Genomic DNA, 15,536 nt, shown 5'->3' with positions numbered 1-15,536 from the left:
GTGAGAAAAACGGTGAGTTCTCAGCCGACCCCGCACAGCCGGTGAGAACAGCCCCGCAGGCCGGTGAGTTCACGCACCGGGCCGGTGAGTTCCCGCACTCAACACCGCGAACCTTGATGGATTCCTTGGTGAACGGGCCCCGCGCCGTAACGGTTTGGTAACGCCGCTCGCCAAGGTTGGCCATCAAGGTGTGAGCGGCCATCAAGGTTTCGCTTGGTGGCCCATCAAGGTGAGACGACTCCGCAGGCCAGCGGCCATCAAGGTTCACACCAGCCACCTCTACAGCGGCCGGCATCCCCGCGCACCCTCCAAGGCCGACAGATCCCGCAGGACGAGGAAACGTTTCTCCAGATCCCGCATCCCGGGAACTTGCCACGAAGCAAACCGCAGGTTCGCCGACAAGTCGAACCGGGAATCCCGGGAGTTCCTGGAAGTTTTTTCCTGGTTGAGAAGCAGCGAGAAGCTTCGACCGGTAACCAGAGGCGACGAGCGGAAAGATCGACCCGCATCCGTGACGCACATCACATCGCATAGCTGGAAGTTCCTTCCGGTAGTCAGTCGTCATGTCGACCCCGAAGCGTTCGGGTGCACATCCACCATGGCGACCGGGCAAGTCCTTGCGCGGGAGATATGAGGGCTGGTATTCCGACCTCGCCCCGACGTCGGTTCGCATAGATACCTCCCAGTTCTGACAGCCCCGGTAAAGCGCGCGGTGACATGCGCCACATGGGCGCCCGGATCGCTCCGGCAGGCCGCACGCGAGACACGATGCCGCCTTTCCGCGATTGGGTCCGACCGCCGATTTCTGATAGAAGCCGCCCCGCTCTCCCCGGGAACATCCACTCACGCGCCCTCTGTGGATAACTTTCACCGACTCCGCAGCCATATCCGACATGTCTTGTTTGTCCCTTCTGCTCGTCCTACTGGTGCCAGGTCGCACGCATAGAGGCCGCGAAAACGGCGTCGGTGTGACACGGCGGCCGAACTTTTTTCCGGGCCGTGCGCACCACCCTCCCGCCGTGACGGAGAAACGCGTTTCCCCGACCTTGTGGTAGAGCGCCCAGCCCCGGAGAACCGGTCATCTCATACAGGTGTCGGTATGGCCCTCGGTGTGACACGGCAGCCGGACCTTTCTGGCCCGCGCACCAACCTTCGCGCTCGGAGGGCTCGCTGTAGGGAGCCGATCTTGTGGTAGGGGGCCGCGAGCAGCACCAGGACGGCCACGGTCCGGCGGTGTGCCCGGGGCGCAATCGGTGCCGCAGTCGGCCGGGCAAGGTCGACGCAGCGCGAGGCCGAGGGGTGGGGAGGGAGCGGACCACGCTCGCGCGAGCGCGCCAGGGTCGAGGCGTGCGGAGGGTGAGCGGAGATGGGCACCGCGGATTTCCTGGCGCCCATGGTTGATCAGGGCAGCAGTAGGCAGGAAGTCGTACGGCCAGCAGAGAGCGGCCAGAAGCAGGGAGACGAAGGGGGCAGGGGGAGCGTGTTCAAAGTTTCATTACTGGATCAAGAGCGGCCCGCCAGAGGCGGGCCGCGCGCCGCCGCGTTGCCGCCCGCCGCTCCTGTCTCCGCCCCGCTATGGACGGCCCCGCTGGCGGCGCAAGGAACGGGTGGCGGTCGGCTGGGCAGGATGGACCCCGGACAGGCTGTCCGGCCCGGCGTGGCCAGGTCACAGCCGATGGTTGCCCGCCGTTCGTTCGGGCCCCCCGCCGCCCGATTCTCCGGGGCGCTCGGAACCCGTCAAGCCCGCACCGCTCGCCACCGTCGCCAGGCACAGGCCCGTACATGCGGGCTTGACCGAACCCGCCCGCCCCTACAACTCGGCAGCTATCGGGGGGCCCGACCGGAGTGGCGCCCCGCCTGCCCCAGCCGAGATCCGCCCATGCCACGTCCATCATGCTGACCCTCCGTCAGAAAATCGCTCTGAACATGCCGCTGGCCCCAGTACCATGCGGCACCAGGGCTGGTCAGCGAGGTCAGCTCGCCGCCGGACCACCCTCCCCGCCAAGGTCATGGGTGGTCCGGCGCTCATGGAGTTGTCAGGGCGTGCTGTCGATCACGCGGCGGCACCGTACTGGCTGGTCAGCCGCCGGACTTCGGCATCCTTGAAGGCTTGCACCTCTTCCACGATCCCGCTCTTCGACAGCTCGGCCACGGGGACGCAGAGGTCCATCCGCTGGATGCAGACGCCGACCATGTACTCCCCCTGGTCGGTGAGGTACAGCCGGACGCCGTAGTAGCCCTCTTCGCAGTCCGTGTCGTTGTTGAACCGGCACGACGCGCAGGTTTCCGGGAGCCGCACCGGCAGCAGCCGCTTGACGTAGACGGCCCGGCTACCGAGTGCCCGGTAGAGGGTCCGTTCGTCGGAGGTGCCGGCGGTGAACGTCCGGAGCACCGGTTCCGCACCGACCCGGGTCAGCACTTCGGAGATCGCCGCGATCGACTCCGCTCCGTCCTGGATGCTGGTGAGCATCCGCACGTCCGCGAACTGGCCGTACGACTCGACCAGGTTGACGACCCGATCCACGTGGGCCATCCCGGGAACGACGATGTTCACGGAGACCTTCACCCCGTTGGACACGGCAGCCCGGATGGTCTGCTCCGCAGCACGGATCTTCGTCTCGGCCAGCCCCGCCGACTTGAAGCGCTCGGACTGTACGGCCTGGAGCTCTTCGGCGGTGGTGCCGAAGACGGAGACGTTGACCCGGTTGAGGCCGGCCACCGAGCACTCCGGCATCACCTGTCGGCCGCGCTCCCCGTTGCTGGTCATCCCGACGCTCAGCCCCATGCCGGTGAGCGCCGAGACCAGCGAGGACACCTCCGTGTGAAGGGTGGGCTCCCCTCCCGTGAGGTGAACCTCGCTGGCGTTGAACGCCCTCGCGACGGTCCGCACCGCCCGCCGGAAGGACATGTCCGGGGCCATCTTCGCCGAGAGGAAGCTGACGCCGTTCGTCTCGCTGTAGATCGACACGCGGCCGGTCTTGCCCGGTCCCGCGACGAAGGGCAGCAGAGCGCGGCCCTTGTTGTCGGCGGTGACCGGCGTTCCCTCGTTGTGGCAGAACGTGCAGGCCAACCCGCAGTCGTCGATCACCTTGACGCGGATGGTCCTGTCACGGACAACCCGGACCGCCGTGCGTTGGGTCACTGACAAGGCTTGCCTCCTGTCACTCGAACGTGAGCCGGGGGATCGCCTCGATGTCGATCCCGTACCGGCGGTAGACCTTGGTCGTGTTCTCGCTCGTCAGCTCGGCCAGGGGAAGCCCGAGCGCGAGCGCCGTCGCGTGGACGTGATCCGCGCTGTCCCCCTCGATCTCCAGGTACGGGGGGATCAGCGGCCACTCGTCGATCTCGATGGCCGCGCCCCTCAGCGTCCAGGAGGACCGGCGGTTCTCCTGGTACGCCTTCGGCTGGTACCCGAGCTTGCCGAGGAGCGTGTTCGTGGCGTCGAAGTCGCCGACGCTCGTCTCCGTCTCGGACACGCCGTCGATCGCGTCGGAGTGGATCTCCTTGACGCACAGCGTGACGTCGGTGCCGGTGTCACGCAGGCGGACCCACGCCCCGGGCAGGCCGGGGATGTCGTAGACGTAGCGACGCTGGAAGCGGTCGATCACGTGCTCGGCCCCGGCCTCCACCAGGAGTGCGCGGATCTTCTCCGGCTCGACGTTGAGGATCTTCGCTTCGAACTCAGTTGCGGTCATGGGACGTTGCCCTTTCGATGCGAGGTTTCGGGATGTGCGAGCGCACGATATCGACGATCGCGTCGGCCACCTGCTCCGGCGTGCGGTCGGTGCCGTCCACGCGGACGAGGCCGAGCGCCCGGTACACGCGGGTGCTCTCGGCGATGTTCGGCTCTTCCCGCTGGTGCCAGTAGCTGAGCGTCCCGCGCTCGGCCCGCCGACGAAGGCGGTCCTGGCGAACTCGCTCGTCCACCTCCAGGAGGATTGCCACGTTCGGGACCAGGGCCCCGCCCGGGTACTCCGGGGCGCAGTCGTGCCCCATGGCCCGGTGCGTGGCGACGGTGCGCGGGAAGTAGGACTCGACCACCACCGTCCGGCCGCTCTCCGTGAGCGTCCGGGCCGTCTCCGACTTGAGGTGGTTCGCCATCATCCACCAGTGGAACCGGGCCGGCAGGTTGCCGGTGGCGTCCACCTCCGCGCGCATGCGGGGAAACGTCGGCAAGGCGTCGTCCGTGAGGTGGACGCCACCGAGAAGGGTTGCGACCAACGGCGCGACGGTGGTCTTCCCACTGGCGCTGAGACCGTCGAGGGTGACGAAGGACCCACGGGTCACGTCCATACGAACTCCATTCCTCGGTCGGTTCTGGGTGGTGCGGTGTGGAACCCGTCCCGGCCACCGGGGGTGCCTGGCCGGGACGGGAGTCTTGTGGCAGATCCGCGCTCAGGCCGGCGGTTCGCGGTCCGGTACGGAGTGCGCCATCTGCATCGGGCTGGAGTGCTCAGAGTCCAGCTGGTGCGACACGGCGGTGCCGAGGAGAAACACGGTGACCACGTGGCCCAGCGCCCAGATGCCGGTCAGCACCGCTCCGACCGGGTCACGGTGTTCGCCGCGGTGGCGGCCGGTGGTCAAGTTCTGTTCGTCGGTCACGACTTCACCGTCCGCAACTCAAACCAGACCCATTTGCCGCGCGGAGCCCAGGCCACGCCCCAGCGGGAGGAGAGGGATTCCACCAGGCCAAGGCCGTACCCGGACTCAGCCTCGGACTTCGGCTCCATGCGGCACGGCAGTTCGGAGGAGGAGTCACGAACACCCACCCACACCGACGCCGCATGCCGGTTCACCGAGACGGAGAGCCGCGTGCAGCCCGTGTGCCGGGCCGCGTTGGCAACCAGCTCAGTCACCAGCAGCTCGGCCACGTCGCCCAGTTCCTCAGCGGACCAGGCCGTCAGAGCGGCAGCCACCAACCGGCGAGCGGGCCTTGCCGATTCGGGGCGGCACGGCAGTTCCAGCAGGCACCCGAGGTCGTCAGGCCGCACGATCGGAATCTCGATGAGCACGGTGTCGGCGGAGTCGGCTGCCGTTGTGCTGACGCTGACGGACATGCGACCTCCGGTCTGTGATGGCAGGTCAGCTTGGGGGACGTCGCCCGGGGGCCTTCCCGACAGCACCGGCGTGACCGGCCCATCACCCCGGGCGACTGAGAACCATCAAACGCCTGCGGTTCGGGTAGAGACAGGGCGATCCTGTAGGCAGACGCTAGGCAGTTCACTAGGCTGTCTGGCCCCCAACAGCGGCACCGCAGAGACGGGCCTCAGATGACCAACGACGAGCTACGAAGGCTTCGTCTCGGGCGAGAGTGGACCCAAGGCGACGTAGCAAAACGGGTGAACGCCCGGATCAAGGCCGCGACAGGCCGGGAGTCGGTGATTGACGCCAATGTGATCAGCCGATTAGAACGTGGCGTGATCAGCTGGCCCGACACCGAAGTTCGCGACGCCTTGCGTGGTGTCTTCGGCGTGGCCACGAACGCAGAGCTGGGACTGTTCCCGAAGAGGACCCGGCGGGACCGCGAGGAGGTGAGTGAGTCGAAGCGCCGCGACTTCTTGGCCGTCTCCCTGGCCTCGATCCTGCCCGACGTGATGCCTTCCCCATCGTCGGTGGGGATGAAGGACATTGACGACATCGCCGAGCGAACCTTCGCTCTTGAGGAGTGGGACCGGCGAAGCGGAGGACTCGCCACCCGCCACCTTGCCTTCGGAGAACTGCGAAGCACCGTCGACCTCACCAAGTCGTCGATGGGGCCACGTGTCCGAGACCGGCTGTGCGGCCAGATCGCCAACCTCGCCGACCTTGCCGCGTGGTCAGCGTTCGACGCGGGCCAGAGCGCACCGGCACGAAGCACATTCGGGCTCGGCATCAAGGCCGCCCAGGAGGCCGGCGATGACGGACTCCTGTGCCACGTCGCAACCGGCCTTGCCCGCCAGGAGATCGCCGAGCGCAAGCCGACAGATGCCGTCGCGCTGGCCGACATGGCGATGGGGAACGTGCCCTTGTCCGCGCTTGCGATGATCGCAGCGGTGAAGGCCCAGGCGTACGCCATCCAGGGCGACGAGTCCGAGGTGATGCGGCAGATCAGCCTTGCCGAGTCGATCTACAGCCGCGTTACCGATCTCCACAGCGAACCGCGCTGGATGTGGTACTTCACCCCGCACAAGCTGCACGGGGAGACCGGGCACGCGCTGTACCTGCTCGCCACGGTCAAGGGAAGACCGACCTCCGACCTCGTGGCCCGACTCCGCCGAGCTGTCGACTCCCAGACGTCCAACCGGGCCCGTTCCAAGGCGATCGACACCGCTCAACTGGCGACAGTGCTCTACCGCCAGGGCGCTCGGGAAGAGGCCGAGCACTACGCCCACACCGCCACCGACCTTTCCACCGTGGTCCGCTCCGCACGACTGGATGCCGCACTGGCAGAGATGAGGAGAGCCCAAGCATGACCATCGAAGACGTGATCAAGGAAGCCGCCGCCCGTGGCATCACAGGGCTGCCGGAGCCTTCCCGGCTAACGCACGTCCGGGTGTGGCCGGGCGCGTCACAGTGGGTCGGCGAGATCGGCGAGCCGCCCCACAACGAGACCGTGGGCGAGGGCATGTTCGACACCAAGGACGAGGCCCAGGAGGCCGCGTTGAAGGCCGTAGCCGACAGCCGGTCCCTCCTGCTCGCACTGCTGCCGGCGGATCTCGCGGCGACGGCCCCGGAGTGGCCGGAGCCGATCGTGAGCGCCTGGGACGCCTGACAGCACAAGGGCGGCCGTACCGGGAAGATCAGTCACCCGGTACGGCCGCCCTTGCGGTTGCGGCGTCAGTCGGCCAGCGGGAGGTAGACCCGGTTGCCCTGGGCCTTGAACTCCTCGGACTTGACCTTCATGCCTTCCAGCGCCTCAGCGTCAACGTCGCTGGTCACGACAGCCTTGTCGCCGTACAGCTCTGTGATGCTTTTACTAATCTTCATCGAGCAGAACTTCGGGCCGCACATCGAGCAGAAGTGGGCCGTCTTGGCGGGTTCGGCGGGGAGCGTCTCGTCGTGGAAGTCGCGCGCGGTCTCCGGGTCGAGGGCCAGGTTGAACTGGTCCTCCCAGCGGAACTCGAAGCGGGCGTCGGAGAGCGCGTCGTCCCACTCCTGGGCGCCGGGGTGGCCCTTGGCCAGGTCGGCGGCGTGGGCGGCGATCTTGTAGGTGATCACGCCGGTCTTGACGTCGTCCCGGTTGGGCAGGCCCAGGTGCTCCTTGGGCGTGACGTAGCAGAGCATCGCGGTGCCCCACCAGGCGATCATCGCGGCGCCGATGCCGGAGGTGATGTGGTCGTAGCCGGGGGCGACGTCGGTGGTGAGGGGGCCGAGGGTGTAGAACGGCGCCTCGTCGCAGATCTCCTTCTGGAGATCCATGTTCTCCTTGATCTTGTTCATCGGGACGTGGCCCGGGCCTTCGATCATCACCTGGACGTCGCGCTCGCGGGCGATCCGGCCCAGCTCGCCGAGGGTCTGCAGCTCGGCGAACTGCGCCTCGTCGTTGGCGTCCGCGATCGAGCCGGGGCGCAGGCCGTCACCGAGCGAGAAGGTGACGTCGTAGGCGGCCAGGATGTCGCAGAGTTCCTCGAAGTTGGTGTAGAGGAAGTTCTCCTTGTGGTGCGCCAGGCACCAGGCGGCCATGATGGAGCCGCCGCGGGAGACGATGCCGGTCTTGCGGCGCGCGGTGAGCGGGACGTACCGCAGCAGCACGCCGGCGTGGACGGTCATGTAGTCGACGCCCTGCTCGCACTGCTCGATGATGGTGTCCCGGTAGACCTCCCAGCTCAGCTCCTCGGCCTTGCCGTCGACCTTCTCCAGGGCCTGGTAGAGCGGCACGGTGCCGATCGGCACGGGGGAGTTGCGCAGGATCCACTCACGCGTGGTGTGGATGTTGCGGCCGGTGGAGAGGTCCATGACGGTGTCGGCACCCCAGCGGGTGGCCCAGGTCATCTTCTCCACCTCCTCCTCGATCGAGGAGGTGACGGCGGAGTTGCCGATGTTGGCGTTGATCTTCACCAGGAAGTTGGTGCCGATGATGGCCGGCTCCACCTCGGGGTGGTTCACGTTCACCGGGATGACGGCCCGGCCGCGGGCCACCTCGTCGCGCACGAACTCGGGCGCGAGGCCCTCCCGGAGCGCCACGAACTCCATCTCGGGCGTCACCACGCCCTGCTTGGCGTACGCGAGCTGGGTGACGGCGGCGCCGCCGCGGCCGCGCAGCGGGCGGCGCGGGCGGCCGGGGAAGACCGCGTCGAGGTTGCGCAGGTTGCCGCCGCGCGGCGAGGTGTGCTTGATCCCGTCGTCCTCGGGGCGCGCCTCGCGGCCGTCGTACTCCTCGACGTCGCCGCGCTGACGGATCCAGGCGTCGCGCAGGGCGGGCAGGCCGCGCCGGACATCGGGCTCGTACGCCGCGTCCGTGTACGGGCCGGAGGTGTCGTACAGCGGGACGGTCTTCCCGTTGGTGAGCTGCACCTCGCGGTACGGGACCCGCAGGTCGGGGCGGGAGCCCTCGCGGTAGGCCTTGCGCCAGGCCGGGGTGGGGTAGCCGGTGCGCTCGCTGCTGGGGGTGCCCTGGGCAGACTGCGGCTGTGCGTCGAACGTGGTCATCTGACCTCTACTCCCTACGCCGGCATTACCCGGTCAGGTTCCTGCGGTCGACGCAGCCTGCGGTCCGTCCGTCGACGGCTCCGGTCAGCGCCCTCTCAGCCCGGTGCTCCGAGCTCCCGCGTCCGCAGGCGGTGTTGCCTGCGCATGACGCCCCACACGGTAGCGAGCGGATCGGCGCAGGTCCAGACGGCACCGCGGGGAAACGCCCGAGGCCCGGCCACCCCGCGACGGGGGTGCCGGGCCTCGACGGCGCGTGCTGGGCGGGCGGCTCAGCTCCTGGCCGCCTTCTTCACCAGGATCACCACGGCGGCGGCGATGCCGACCACCACCAGCAGCTTGATGACGATGCTCAGCAGGGCACCGACGACACCGAAGACGAAGCCCACGATGTTCCAGACCAGCACCAGGACCAGCACCGGGATGACGATGTTGCGCACCCAGGAGGGCAGCGACTTCCAGAGCTCAGCCATGTCGGTTCCTCTTCTCCCCTCGGGCCGGCTTCGGTGCCGCATCCCGCTCGCTTTCGGTACTTCGATCGTACGGTGGCGGGTGCGCCGGAACGAGGCCCAACGGCCCGGAGAGAACCCCGAGATCACCCCGAGCCCGGCCCCCGGGGAAACCCCCGAGAACGCCGCCGCCGCAGGTCAGACCGGCCAGCTCTCACCGCGCCAGGCCGCGTCCCAGAACATCCACTCGTAGCGCGAGGTGGTGGTGAAGTGCTCGACCACCCTGCGGCGTTCGGCCGGGGAGAGCTCCTCGCCGAGCCGGTCGGTGAGCGCCAGCACCCGCCGCACCACGGACTGGAAGGCCTCGTCGCCGTAGGTCGCGATCCACTGGGCGTAGAGCGGGTCGGGCGAGCCCTGGGCGAGCAGCGCCTCGCCGACCCGGGCGTAGATCCAGTAGCAGGGCAGCACGGCGCCGAGCGCCTCGGCGAAGGAGCCGCCGTACACGGTGGCGAGCAGGTAGCTGGTGTAGGCCCGGGTGGTGGGCAGCACCGGCTCGGCGGCGGCCTGTTCGGCGCTGTCGCCGAAGGCGGACAGGAACGCGGCGTGCATGCCCTGTTCGGCGGCGAGCGCGCCGACCGCGTCGTCGGCGAAGGCCCGGACGTCCTCCTCGCCGGGCGCCTTGGCGGCGCAGACGGCGAGCGCGCGGGCGTAGTCGCGCAGGTAGTGCGAGTCCTGGACGACGAAGTGGCGGAACGCCGCGCGGGGCAGGGTGCCGTCGGTGAGGCCGCCGAGGAAGGGGTGGGCGAGGATCTCGGCGTAGACCGGCTCGATGGCCGCCCAGAGTTCCTCGGTCAGGCTGTCGGTCATACGAACGACCTTAACCGGAGCCGCGATCAGTCCTCCGGCGGCGAGAAGACCACCAGCACCCGCAGTTCCTCGGTGATGTGGTGGAAGCGGTGCGGGGTGCCGGCCGGGACGTACACGACGGTGCCGCGCCCGACCGGCGCGGTCTCGGCGCCGACGGTCAGCTCGGCCCGGCCGCTGATCACCTGGTAGATCTCGTCCTGCTGGTGGGCGGTCTGGGTGTCGGTGTCACCGGGAGAGAGCGCGTACAGCCCGGCGGACATCCGCGGCTCGCGCAGGAACCTCAGGTAGGCCCCGTCGTTGGCCGATCGTTCGGCGTCCAGTTCGTCCAGCCGGAACAGCTTCACCGCCGCACCCCTCCGTTCGGATCCGTCCGTCCACCTTCCGGATCAGGGGCATTCAACACCAACTCGTCCGCCGGGAGCTTCCCTGTGGCCGGGGCGCCTGCCAGTCTTGGGCGGTATGAAGGGTTTCGTCATCAAGACACTGATCAACGCGGCGGCCATCTGGGTCGCCGCCTGGATCGTCAGCGGTATCCAACTCGCCCAGGGCAAGGCCGACTGGCAGCACAAGGCGCTCACGGTGCTCGGCGTCGCCGTGGTGTTCGGCGTCATCAACTGGCTGATCAAGCCGGTGGTGAAGCTGTTCTCGTTCCCGCTGTTCATCCTCACGCTGGGGCTGATCACCTTCGTGATCAACGCCCTGATGCTGCTGCTGACCTCGTGGGCGTCCACCAAGCTCGAACTGGACTTCCACGTCAAGGACTTCGGGGCCGCGCTGATCGGCTCGCTGATCATCAGCCTGGTCTCCTGGGGCCTGCACCTGGCCCTGGACGACGACTGACGGGACCGGCGGCCGTGCGCGCGAGCGCGAGGGGCCCGTGCCCGGGTGGTCCACCGGGTACGGGCCCCTCCGTCTGCGCCCGGCCGCCGCTCACCCCGGGTGGCCCGGGCCGCCGAGGATGTCCGCGAGCCGGGCGTCGAGTTCCCGCCCGGCCGCCTCCCGCCCCATCGGCACCAGCCGGTCGGTGCGCGCCAGGAAGGCGACCAGCGGTGCGGCGGCGGACCGCAGCCGCGCCTCCCCACCGGGGGAGCACAGCGTGACGTACACCTCCGCCCGGTCCTCGCCGACCGGCTCGATGCGCACGTCGCCCTCGCCGGCGGGCCGGCCGAGCCCGTCCAGCAGCAGCTCGCGGGCGAACACCCAGACGACCGGCGGCTCGCCGGGCAGGTGGAAGGTGAACCGGACGGCGTACGGGTCGCCCGGGTCGTACTCCAGGTCCACCACCAGGCCGAGGGACAGTTCGGGGGAGAGCACGAGGCCCATCACCTGGTGCTCCTGGACCGTCGTGCTGTGCTGCATGGCGCCAGCCCCTCTCGCTCTGCTCTCCGACGGCGGAGCCGTGGTGGACCTGCGGTGCGACGTGCGGTGCGACGTGCGGTACGACCTGTGGTTCGACGTTCGGTACGACCTGTGGTGCGACGTGCGGTGCGACCTGGGGCGGAGACCTCCCCTTCCCCCGATGGCTGCCCATTGCAGCACAGCGGAGCCCCGAACGGATGCACCCGACCGGGTCGGCGTTTCGACCCCGCGCCCGCGCGGGAGACTCCGGCACAACGCTCCCGCCCCGGAGGTGGCCATGGGCCCCGACGACCGCACTCCGCCGCCGCGCCAGGCACCCCCGGCCGCCCCGCCCGGCCGCACGGCGCCGCCGCGCCCGGTGGTCAAACGCACCGCCCGCGCGATCCTGCTGGAGCTGGACCCGGACGATCCGCACGGCCCGGCCTCGATCGTGCTGATCCGGCGCGTCCGGCCGGGCTCGCCGCACCCGTACTGGATCACCCCCGGCGGCGGCGTGGAGCCCGGCGACCGCACGGTGGTCGACGCGCTCCACCGCGAGGTGGCGGAGGAGCTGGGCGGCAAGGTGGTCGACGTGGTGCCCGCCTTCGTCGACACCATCAGCCACACGCACCACGACGACGGCACCCTGCTGCACCCGCACGGGGTGAAGGTGCAGCACTTCTTCGTCTGCCGGCTGGCCTCGATGGACCTCAGCCGGCGGCACGGGCCCGAGGTGGACGAGCCGAACGGCGAGTACGAGGTGGTCCGGCTGCCGTTCACCCGCGAGGGTGTGACCTCGGTCAACGTCGTCCCGCCCCGGCTGCGGGCGTACCTGGCGGCGAACATCGAGGGCGTCCGCGCGCTGCTCGCGCCCGACCTGGGCTGACGCTCGCGGTCCGGGCCGCGTCCCGGTGCGGACCCGGCGGCCGGGCCCGGCCGGCTCTGCCGCTCATCCGGCGGCCAGCTCGCCGACCAGGTCGTGCCGGATCCGCTCGGCCGGCACACCCGCCCGCAGCAGCACCCCGACGCCCCGGCGGACCATCGCCGGCGGCCCGCTGAGCACCGCCTCCCGGTCCGCCCACGGGCCGAACCGGCCGACCACCTCGGGCAGTTCACCGGTCAGCGCGCCCTCGGCCGGCCCGCCGCCGGACAGCACCGGGTGCACCGCCAGCCAGGGGTGGCGGGCGGCCAGCTCGCGCAGCCCGTCCAGCTCGTACAGCTCGGCGGCGCGGCGGGCGCCGTAGAACACCTCGACGCTGCGGCCGCGCCCGCCGTACTCGGCGGCCTCCTCGACCAGCGCGCGGATCGGGGCGATGCCGGTGCCGCCGGCCAGGCAGAGCAGGCCGGCGCCGAGGGCGTGGTCGACGGTCATCGCGCCGGCCGCCGGGCCCAGCCGCAGGACGTCCCCGGGCGCGGCCCGGTGCACCAGCGCGTTGCTCACCCAGCCCGCCGGGACGGCCTTGACGTGGAAGGTCAGCAGCCCGTCCGGGCGGGGCGCGGTGGCGAAGGAGTAGTGCCGCCAGACCCTCGGCCACCAGGGCGTCTCCAGGCTGCAGTACTGCCCGGCCCGGTACCGGTACGCCTGGTCCGGGCGGACGGTGACCACCGCGACGTCCCGGGTGCGGCGCTCGTGCCGGACGACCTCGCCCTGCCACCAGGGCGGCGAGGTGCGGGCGGCCTCCTCGGCGGCCTCGATCATGATCGTGGAGATCAGCCGGTAGGCGCGGCGCCAGGCCAGCTCGGTCTCGGAGTCCCAGCGGGCGCCCGCGTACCGGGCCAGCGCCTGCACGAGACACTCCCCGACCGGCGCGTAGTGGCCGGTCAGCGTGCCGTAGCGGCGGTGGCCGCGGCCGAGCTCGCCCAGCCGGGCGCGCAGCGCCACCGGGTCCTCGGCGCCGCGGGCGGCGGCCAGCAGGGCGCGGAACAGGCGGTCGCGCTGGACGTCCATGGCGGCCGGGAAGAGCGAGCGGACCTCGGGGTGGTGCAGGAAGAGCAGCGCGTAGAAGTGCGCGGTGGCCCGGTCGGCGACGGGCTCGACGAGGGCGAGGCTGGCCCGGATCAGCTCGATGTCCCGGGGTGTGGGCGGGAGTTCGGCGGCGGGGACGTCCGGCCGGGCGGTCGGGGCCGCGGCCGGGATCGCGTGCTGCGGCGCGGGTTCCGGTGCGGGTTCCGGCGCGGGTTCCGGTGCGGGTTCCGGCGCGGGTTCCGGTGCGAGCGACAGGACGGCCGGCAGCGCGGCCGGGAGCGCGGACCGGTGCGGCTCGACGGTCGGCCGGGGTGCCCAGGCTTCGCTCCAACTGTCGCCCGGCCCGGCCCAGTTGAGGCCGGGGGCGTCGGCGAACAGCGGCCGGAAGGCGGGCGCGGTGCCGGTGGTCGTCGCGAACGGCTCCGGGTGGCCGGGCCCGGGACGGCCGGGCTCCGGGTGCTCCGGGTAGCCGGGCGCGGGCACCGCCGGCGGCCGGGACGGCCGGGCCGGGATCACCGGGTGGACGGTCTGCGGCCCCTCGGCCACCGCCATCGGCGGCAGGTCCGGCGGGTCCAGCGGCATCGGCGGTCGGACCGGCTGCGCCGCCGGGGCGCCCGGCACCTCGGCCGCCACGGGCTCGGGCGGCAGCTCCGCCAGGCCCGGGACGGCGGTGACCCCCGCCGAGCCGTGCCCGGTGCGGATCAGAAGTGTTCGGCGGGACTTCACCGCCACGTTTCGAGTACCCAAGAGAATCGTTTCGCCTCCGGCCGCACTGCGCCACCACCTGGCTGGATCCCTACTGGCGCCTAGGCAGCGTGGCACGACCGAAGTACTCATCCGACAAATCGCGCGAAGCCCGGACACCCGGCCCGGGGACGCGCTACTCTCACTCGATCCGCGGTTGCCCTGAGTGGCCCCCCGTCCACTCAGGGCAACCCGAGCCCGGTCACGGCCGCGACCCGGTCACAGCTGCCGCAGCAGCATCCCCGGCCGCTCCACGCAGTCCGCGACGAACCGCAGGAAGCCGCCCGCCGTCCCGCCGTCGCAGACCCGGTGGTCGAAGGTGAACGACAGCTGCGTGACCTCACGCACCGCCAACTGCCCTTCGTGCACCCAGGGCTTGGCGACGATCCGGCCGACGCCGAGCATCGCCGCCTCCGGGTGGTTGAGGATCGGCGTCGAGCCGTCCACACCGAACACCCCGTAGTTGTTCAGGGTGAAGGTGCCTCCGGTCAGTTCGGCCAGGGACAGCGAGCCGTCGCGCGCCGCCTCGGTCAACCGGCCCAGTTCGGCGCCGAGTTGCTCGGTGCCGAGGGCGTGCGCGTCCCGCACCACCGGGACGACCAGCCCGCGCTCGCCCTGCGCGGCGAAGCCCAGGTGCACCACCGAGTGCCGGATGATGCCCGAACCGTCCTCCGTCACACTGGAGTTGAGCTCCGGGAAGCGCGCCAGCGCGACCGTGCAGATCCGCGCCAGCAGCGCCAGCACGCTCACCTTCGGGCCCGGCGTGGCGTTCAACTGCCGCCGCAGCGCCATCAGTTCGGTGGCGTCCGCGTCCACCCAGCAGGTCGCGGCCGGGATCTCCCGGTGGCTGCGGCTCAGCTTCTCGGCCACCGCCTTGCGCAGCCCGCGCAGCGGGACGACGCCGTCCTGCGGAGCGGTGGCGACTGACCCGGAAGCCGCCGGCGCGGCCACCTTCGCCGCGACCGCCCGTTCGACGTCCGCACGCATGATCAGCCCGTCCGGCCCGCTGCCCGCGACCGCGGCCAGGTCGATGCCCTGTTCCCGGGCCAGCCTCCGCACCAGCGGCGAGATCACCGGCAGCACCACGGGAGCGGCCGGCACGACAGGAGCTGGCGCGACGGGAGCGACCGGAGCCGGGGCAGCGGCAGCGACCCCGACCGGAGCGGCGACCGCCCCCACCCGGCGCCGGCGCCCGCCCTTCGACTCGGCGACGCCGTATCCGACCAGCGGCCGTTCCACCTCCGCGGCCAGCTGAGCGGCCCGCTCGGCGGGCTCCTCGGGCGCGACCCCGCCGGACGACGCCACCGCGACCGTCACCAGCGGCGCGCCCACGGCGATCTCCTCGCCGACCTCGCCGTAGCGCGCGGTCACCACCCCGCCGTACGGGCAGGGCACCTCCACCACGGCCTTGGCCGTCTCGACCTCCACCACCGGCTGGTCGACCGCGATCACCTCGCCGACCTCGACCATCCAGCGCACCACCTCGGCCCCGGTGAGACCCTCACCGAGGTCGGGCAGTCGGAACTCCCGCACGACGGGCATCATGC

The 15,536-nt window shown here is 70.8% G+C and carries 16 protein-coding genes; 4 read left to right on the top strand and 12 right to left on the bottom strand.

What is annotated here, in order from left to right; translation table 11 throughout:
• Positions 1 to 2,053: 2,053 nt before the first annotated feature.
• The 5 genes from ACPC54_RS04530 to ACPC54_RS04510 form a co-directional block, all read right to left on the bottom strand.
• Positions 2,054 to 3,142 carry a radical SAM protein gene (locus tag ACPC54_RS04530; protein ID WP_498961559.1) on the bottom strand — a complete coding sequence of 363 codons (1,089 nt, stop codon included), beginning with the start codon at positions 3,140 to 3,142 and terminating at the stop codon, positions 2,054 to 2,056.
• Positions 3,143 to 3,161: 19 nt separating this feature from the next.
• Entirely contained in the window at positions 3,162 to 3,695 is a 534-nt protein-coding gene (locus ACPC54_RS04525; RefSeq protein WP_498961093.1) for a class IV adenylate cyclase, read from the bottom strand.
• A complete protein-coding gene (locus ACPC54_RS04520; RefSeq protein ID WP_498961091.1) occupies positions 3,682 to 4,293 on the bottom strand; it encodes an AAA family ATPase in 612 nt (203 codons plus the stop codon). Before ACPC54_RS04520 ends, ACPC54_RS04525 begins: the two co-directional genes overlap by 14 nt.
• Positions 4,294 to 4,395: 102 nt before the next feature.
• Entirely contained in the window at positions 4,396 to 4,602 is a 207-nt protein-coding gene (locus ACPC54_RS04515) for a hypothetical protein (RefSeq protein WP_498961089.1), read from the bottom strand.
• The gene (locus tag ACPC54_RS04510) at positions 4,599 to 5,057 is read right to left on the bottom strand and encodes an ATP-binding protein (RefSeq protein ID WP_498961087.1); all 459 of its coding nucleotides are present in this window, start codon (positions 5,055 to 5,057) and stop codon (positions 4,599 to 4,601) included. Before ACPC54_RS04510 ends, ACPC54_RS04515 begins: the two co-directional genes overlap by 4 nt.
• Positions 5,058 to 5,270: 213 nt before the next feature.
• Between ACPC54_RS04510 and ACPC54_RS04505 the strand changes: the two genes are divergently transcribed.
• The gene (locus ACPC54_RS04505; protein WP_498961085.1) at positions 5,271 to 6,452 is read left to right on the top strand and encodes an NsdA family TPR-like regulatory protein; all 1,182 of its coding nucleotides are present in this window, start codon (positions 5,271 to 5,273) and stop codon (positions 6,450 to 6,452) included.
• Positions 6,449 to 6,751 (top strand): hypothetical protein, encoded by a 303-nt coding sequence (locus ACPC54_RS04500; protein ID WP_498961083.1) that lies wholly within the window; start codon positions 6,449 to 6,451, stop codon positions 6,749 to 6,751. Before ACPC54_RS04505 ends, ACPC54_RS04500 begins: the two co-directional genes overlap by 4 nt.
• 65 nt (positions 6,752 to 6,816) lie before the next feature.
• Here the strand turns inward: ACPC54_RS04500 and thiC are convergent, their stop codons facing one another.
• The 4 genes from thiC to ACPC54_RS04480 form a co-directional block, all read right to left on the bottom strand.
• Positions 6,817 to 8,628 (bottom strand): phosphomethylpyrimidine synthase ThiC, encoded by a 1,812-nt coding sequence (gene thiC, locus ACPC54_RS04495; protein WP_498961081.1) that lies wholly within the window; start codon positions 8,626 to 8,628, stop codon positions 6,817 to 6,819.
• 269 nt (positions 8,629 to 8,897) lie between these two features.
• A complete protein-coding gene (locus ACPC54_RS04490; RefSeq protein ID WP_498961079.1) occupies positions 8,898 to 9,098 on the bottom strand; it encodes a DUF5326 family protein in 201 nt (66 codons plus the stop codon).
• A gap of 174 nt (positions 9,099 to 9,272) precedes the next feature.
• Positions 9,273 to 9,941 carry a thiaminase II gene (gene tenA / locus ACPC54_RS04485; RefSeq protein WP_498961077.1) on the bottom strand — a complete coding sequence of 223 codons (669 nt, stop codon included), beginning with the start codon at positions 9,939 to 9,941 and terminating at the stop codon, positions 9,273 to 9,275.
• Between the two features lie 26 nt (positions 9,942 to 9,967).
• Positions 9,968 to 10,285: a cupin domain-containing protein gene (locus ACPC54_RS04480; RefSeq protein WP_498961075.1), complete on the bottom strand. Its 318-nt coding sequence runs from the start codon at positions 10,283 to 10,285 to the stop codon at positions 9,968 to 9,970.
• A 115-nt stretch (positions 10,286 to 10,400) separates the two neighbouring features.
• On the opposite strand from ACPC54_RS04480, the gene ACPC54_RS04475 reads away from it, so the two are divergent.
• Entirely contained in the window at positions 10,401 to 10,781 is a 381-nt protein-coding gene (locus tag ACPC54_RS04475) for a phage holin family protein (RefSeq protein ID WP_498961073.1), read from the top strand.
• Positions 10,782 to 10,871: 90 nt separating this feature from the next.
• On the opposite strand, the gene ACPC54_RS04470 is transcribed toward ACPC54_RS04475, so the two are convergent.
• Positions 10,872 to 11,300, bottom strand: a complete 429-nt coding sequence (locus tag ACPC54_RS04470; protein WP_498961071.1) for an SsgA family sporulation/cell division regulator — start codon at positions 11,298 to 11,300, stop codon at positions 10,872 to 10,874.
• A 277-nt stretch (positions 11,301 to 11,577) separates the two neighbouring features.
• On the opposite strand from ACPC54_RS04470, the gene ACPC54_RS04465 reads away from it, so the two are divergent.
• Positions 11,578 to 12,165: an NUDIX domain-containing protein gene (locus ACPC54_RS04465; protein ID WP_498961069.1), complete on the top strand. Its 588-nt coding sequence runs from the start codon at positions 11,578 to 11,580 to the stop codon at positions 12,163 to 12,165.
• A 63-nt stretch (positions 12,166 to 12,228) separates the two neighbouring features.
• Here ACPC54_RS04465 and ACPC54_RS04460 read toward each other — a convergent pair whose 3' ends face one another.
• Positions 12,229 to 13,971 (bottom strand): globin domain-containing protein, encoded by a 1,743-nt coding sequence (locus ACPC54_RS04460; RefSeq protein WP_498961067.1) that lies wholly within the window; start codon positions 13,969 to 13,971, stop codon positions 12,229 to 12,231.
• Between the two features lie 237 nt (positions 13,972 to 14,208).
• Positions 14,209 to 15,531, bottom strand: coding sequence for a dihydrolipoamide acetyltransferase family protein (locus ACPC54_RS04455; protein ID WP_498961557.1), 1,323 nt, complete (start codon positions 15,529 to 15,531; stop codon positions 14,209 to 14,211).
• Between the last annotated feature and the right edge of the window lie 5 nt (positions 15,532 to 15,536).

It is taken from the genome of Kitasatospora sp. NPDC094028 (assembly GCF_049543595.1).
GTDB lineage: Bacteria > Actinomycetota > Actinomycetes > Streptomycetales > Streptomycetaceae > Kitasatospora.
This window is presented reverse-complemented; position numbering and strand designations above follow the sequence as displayed.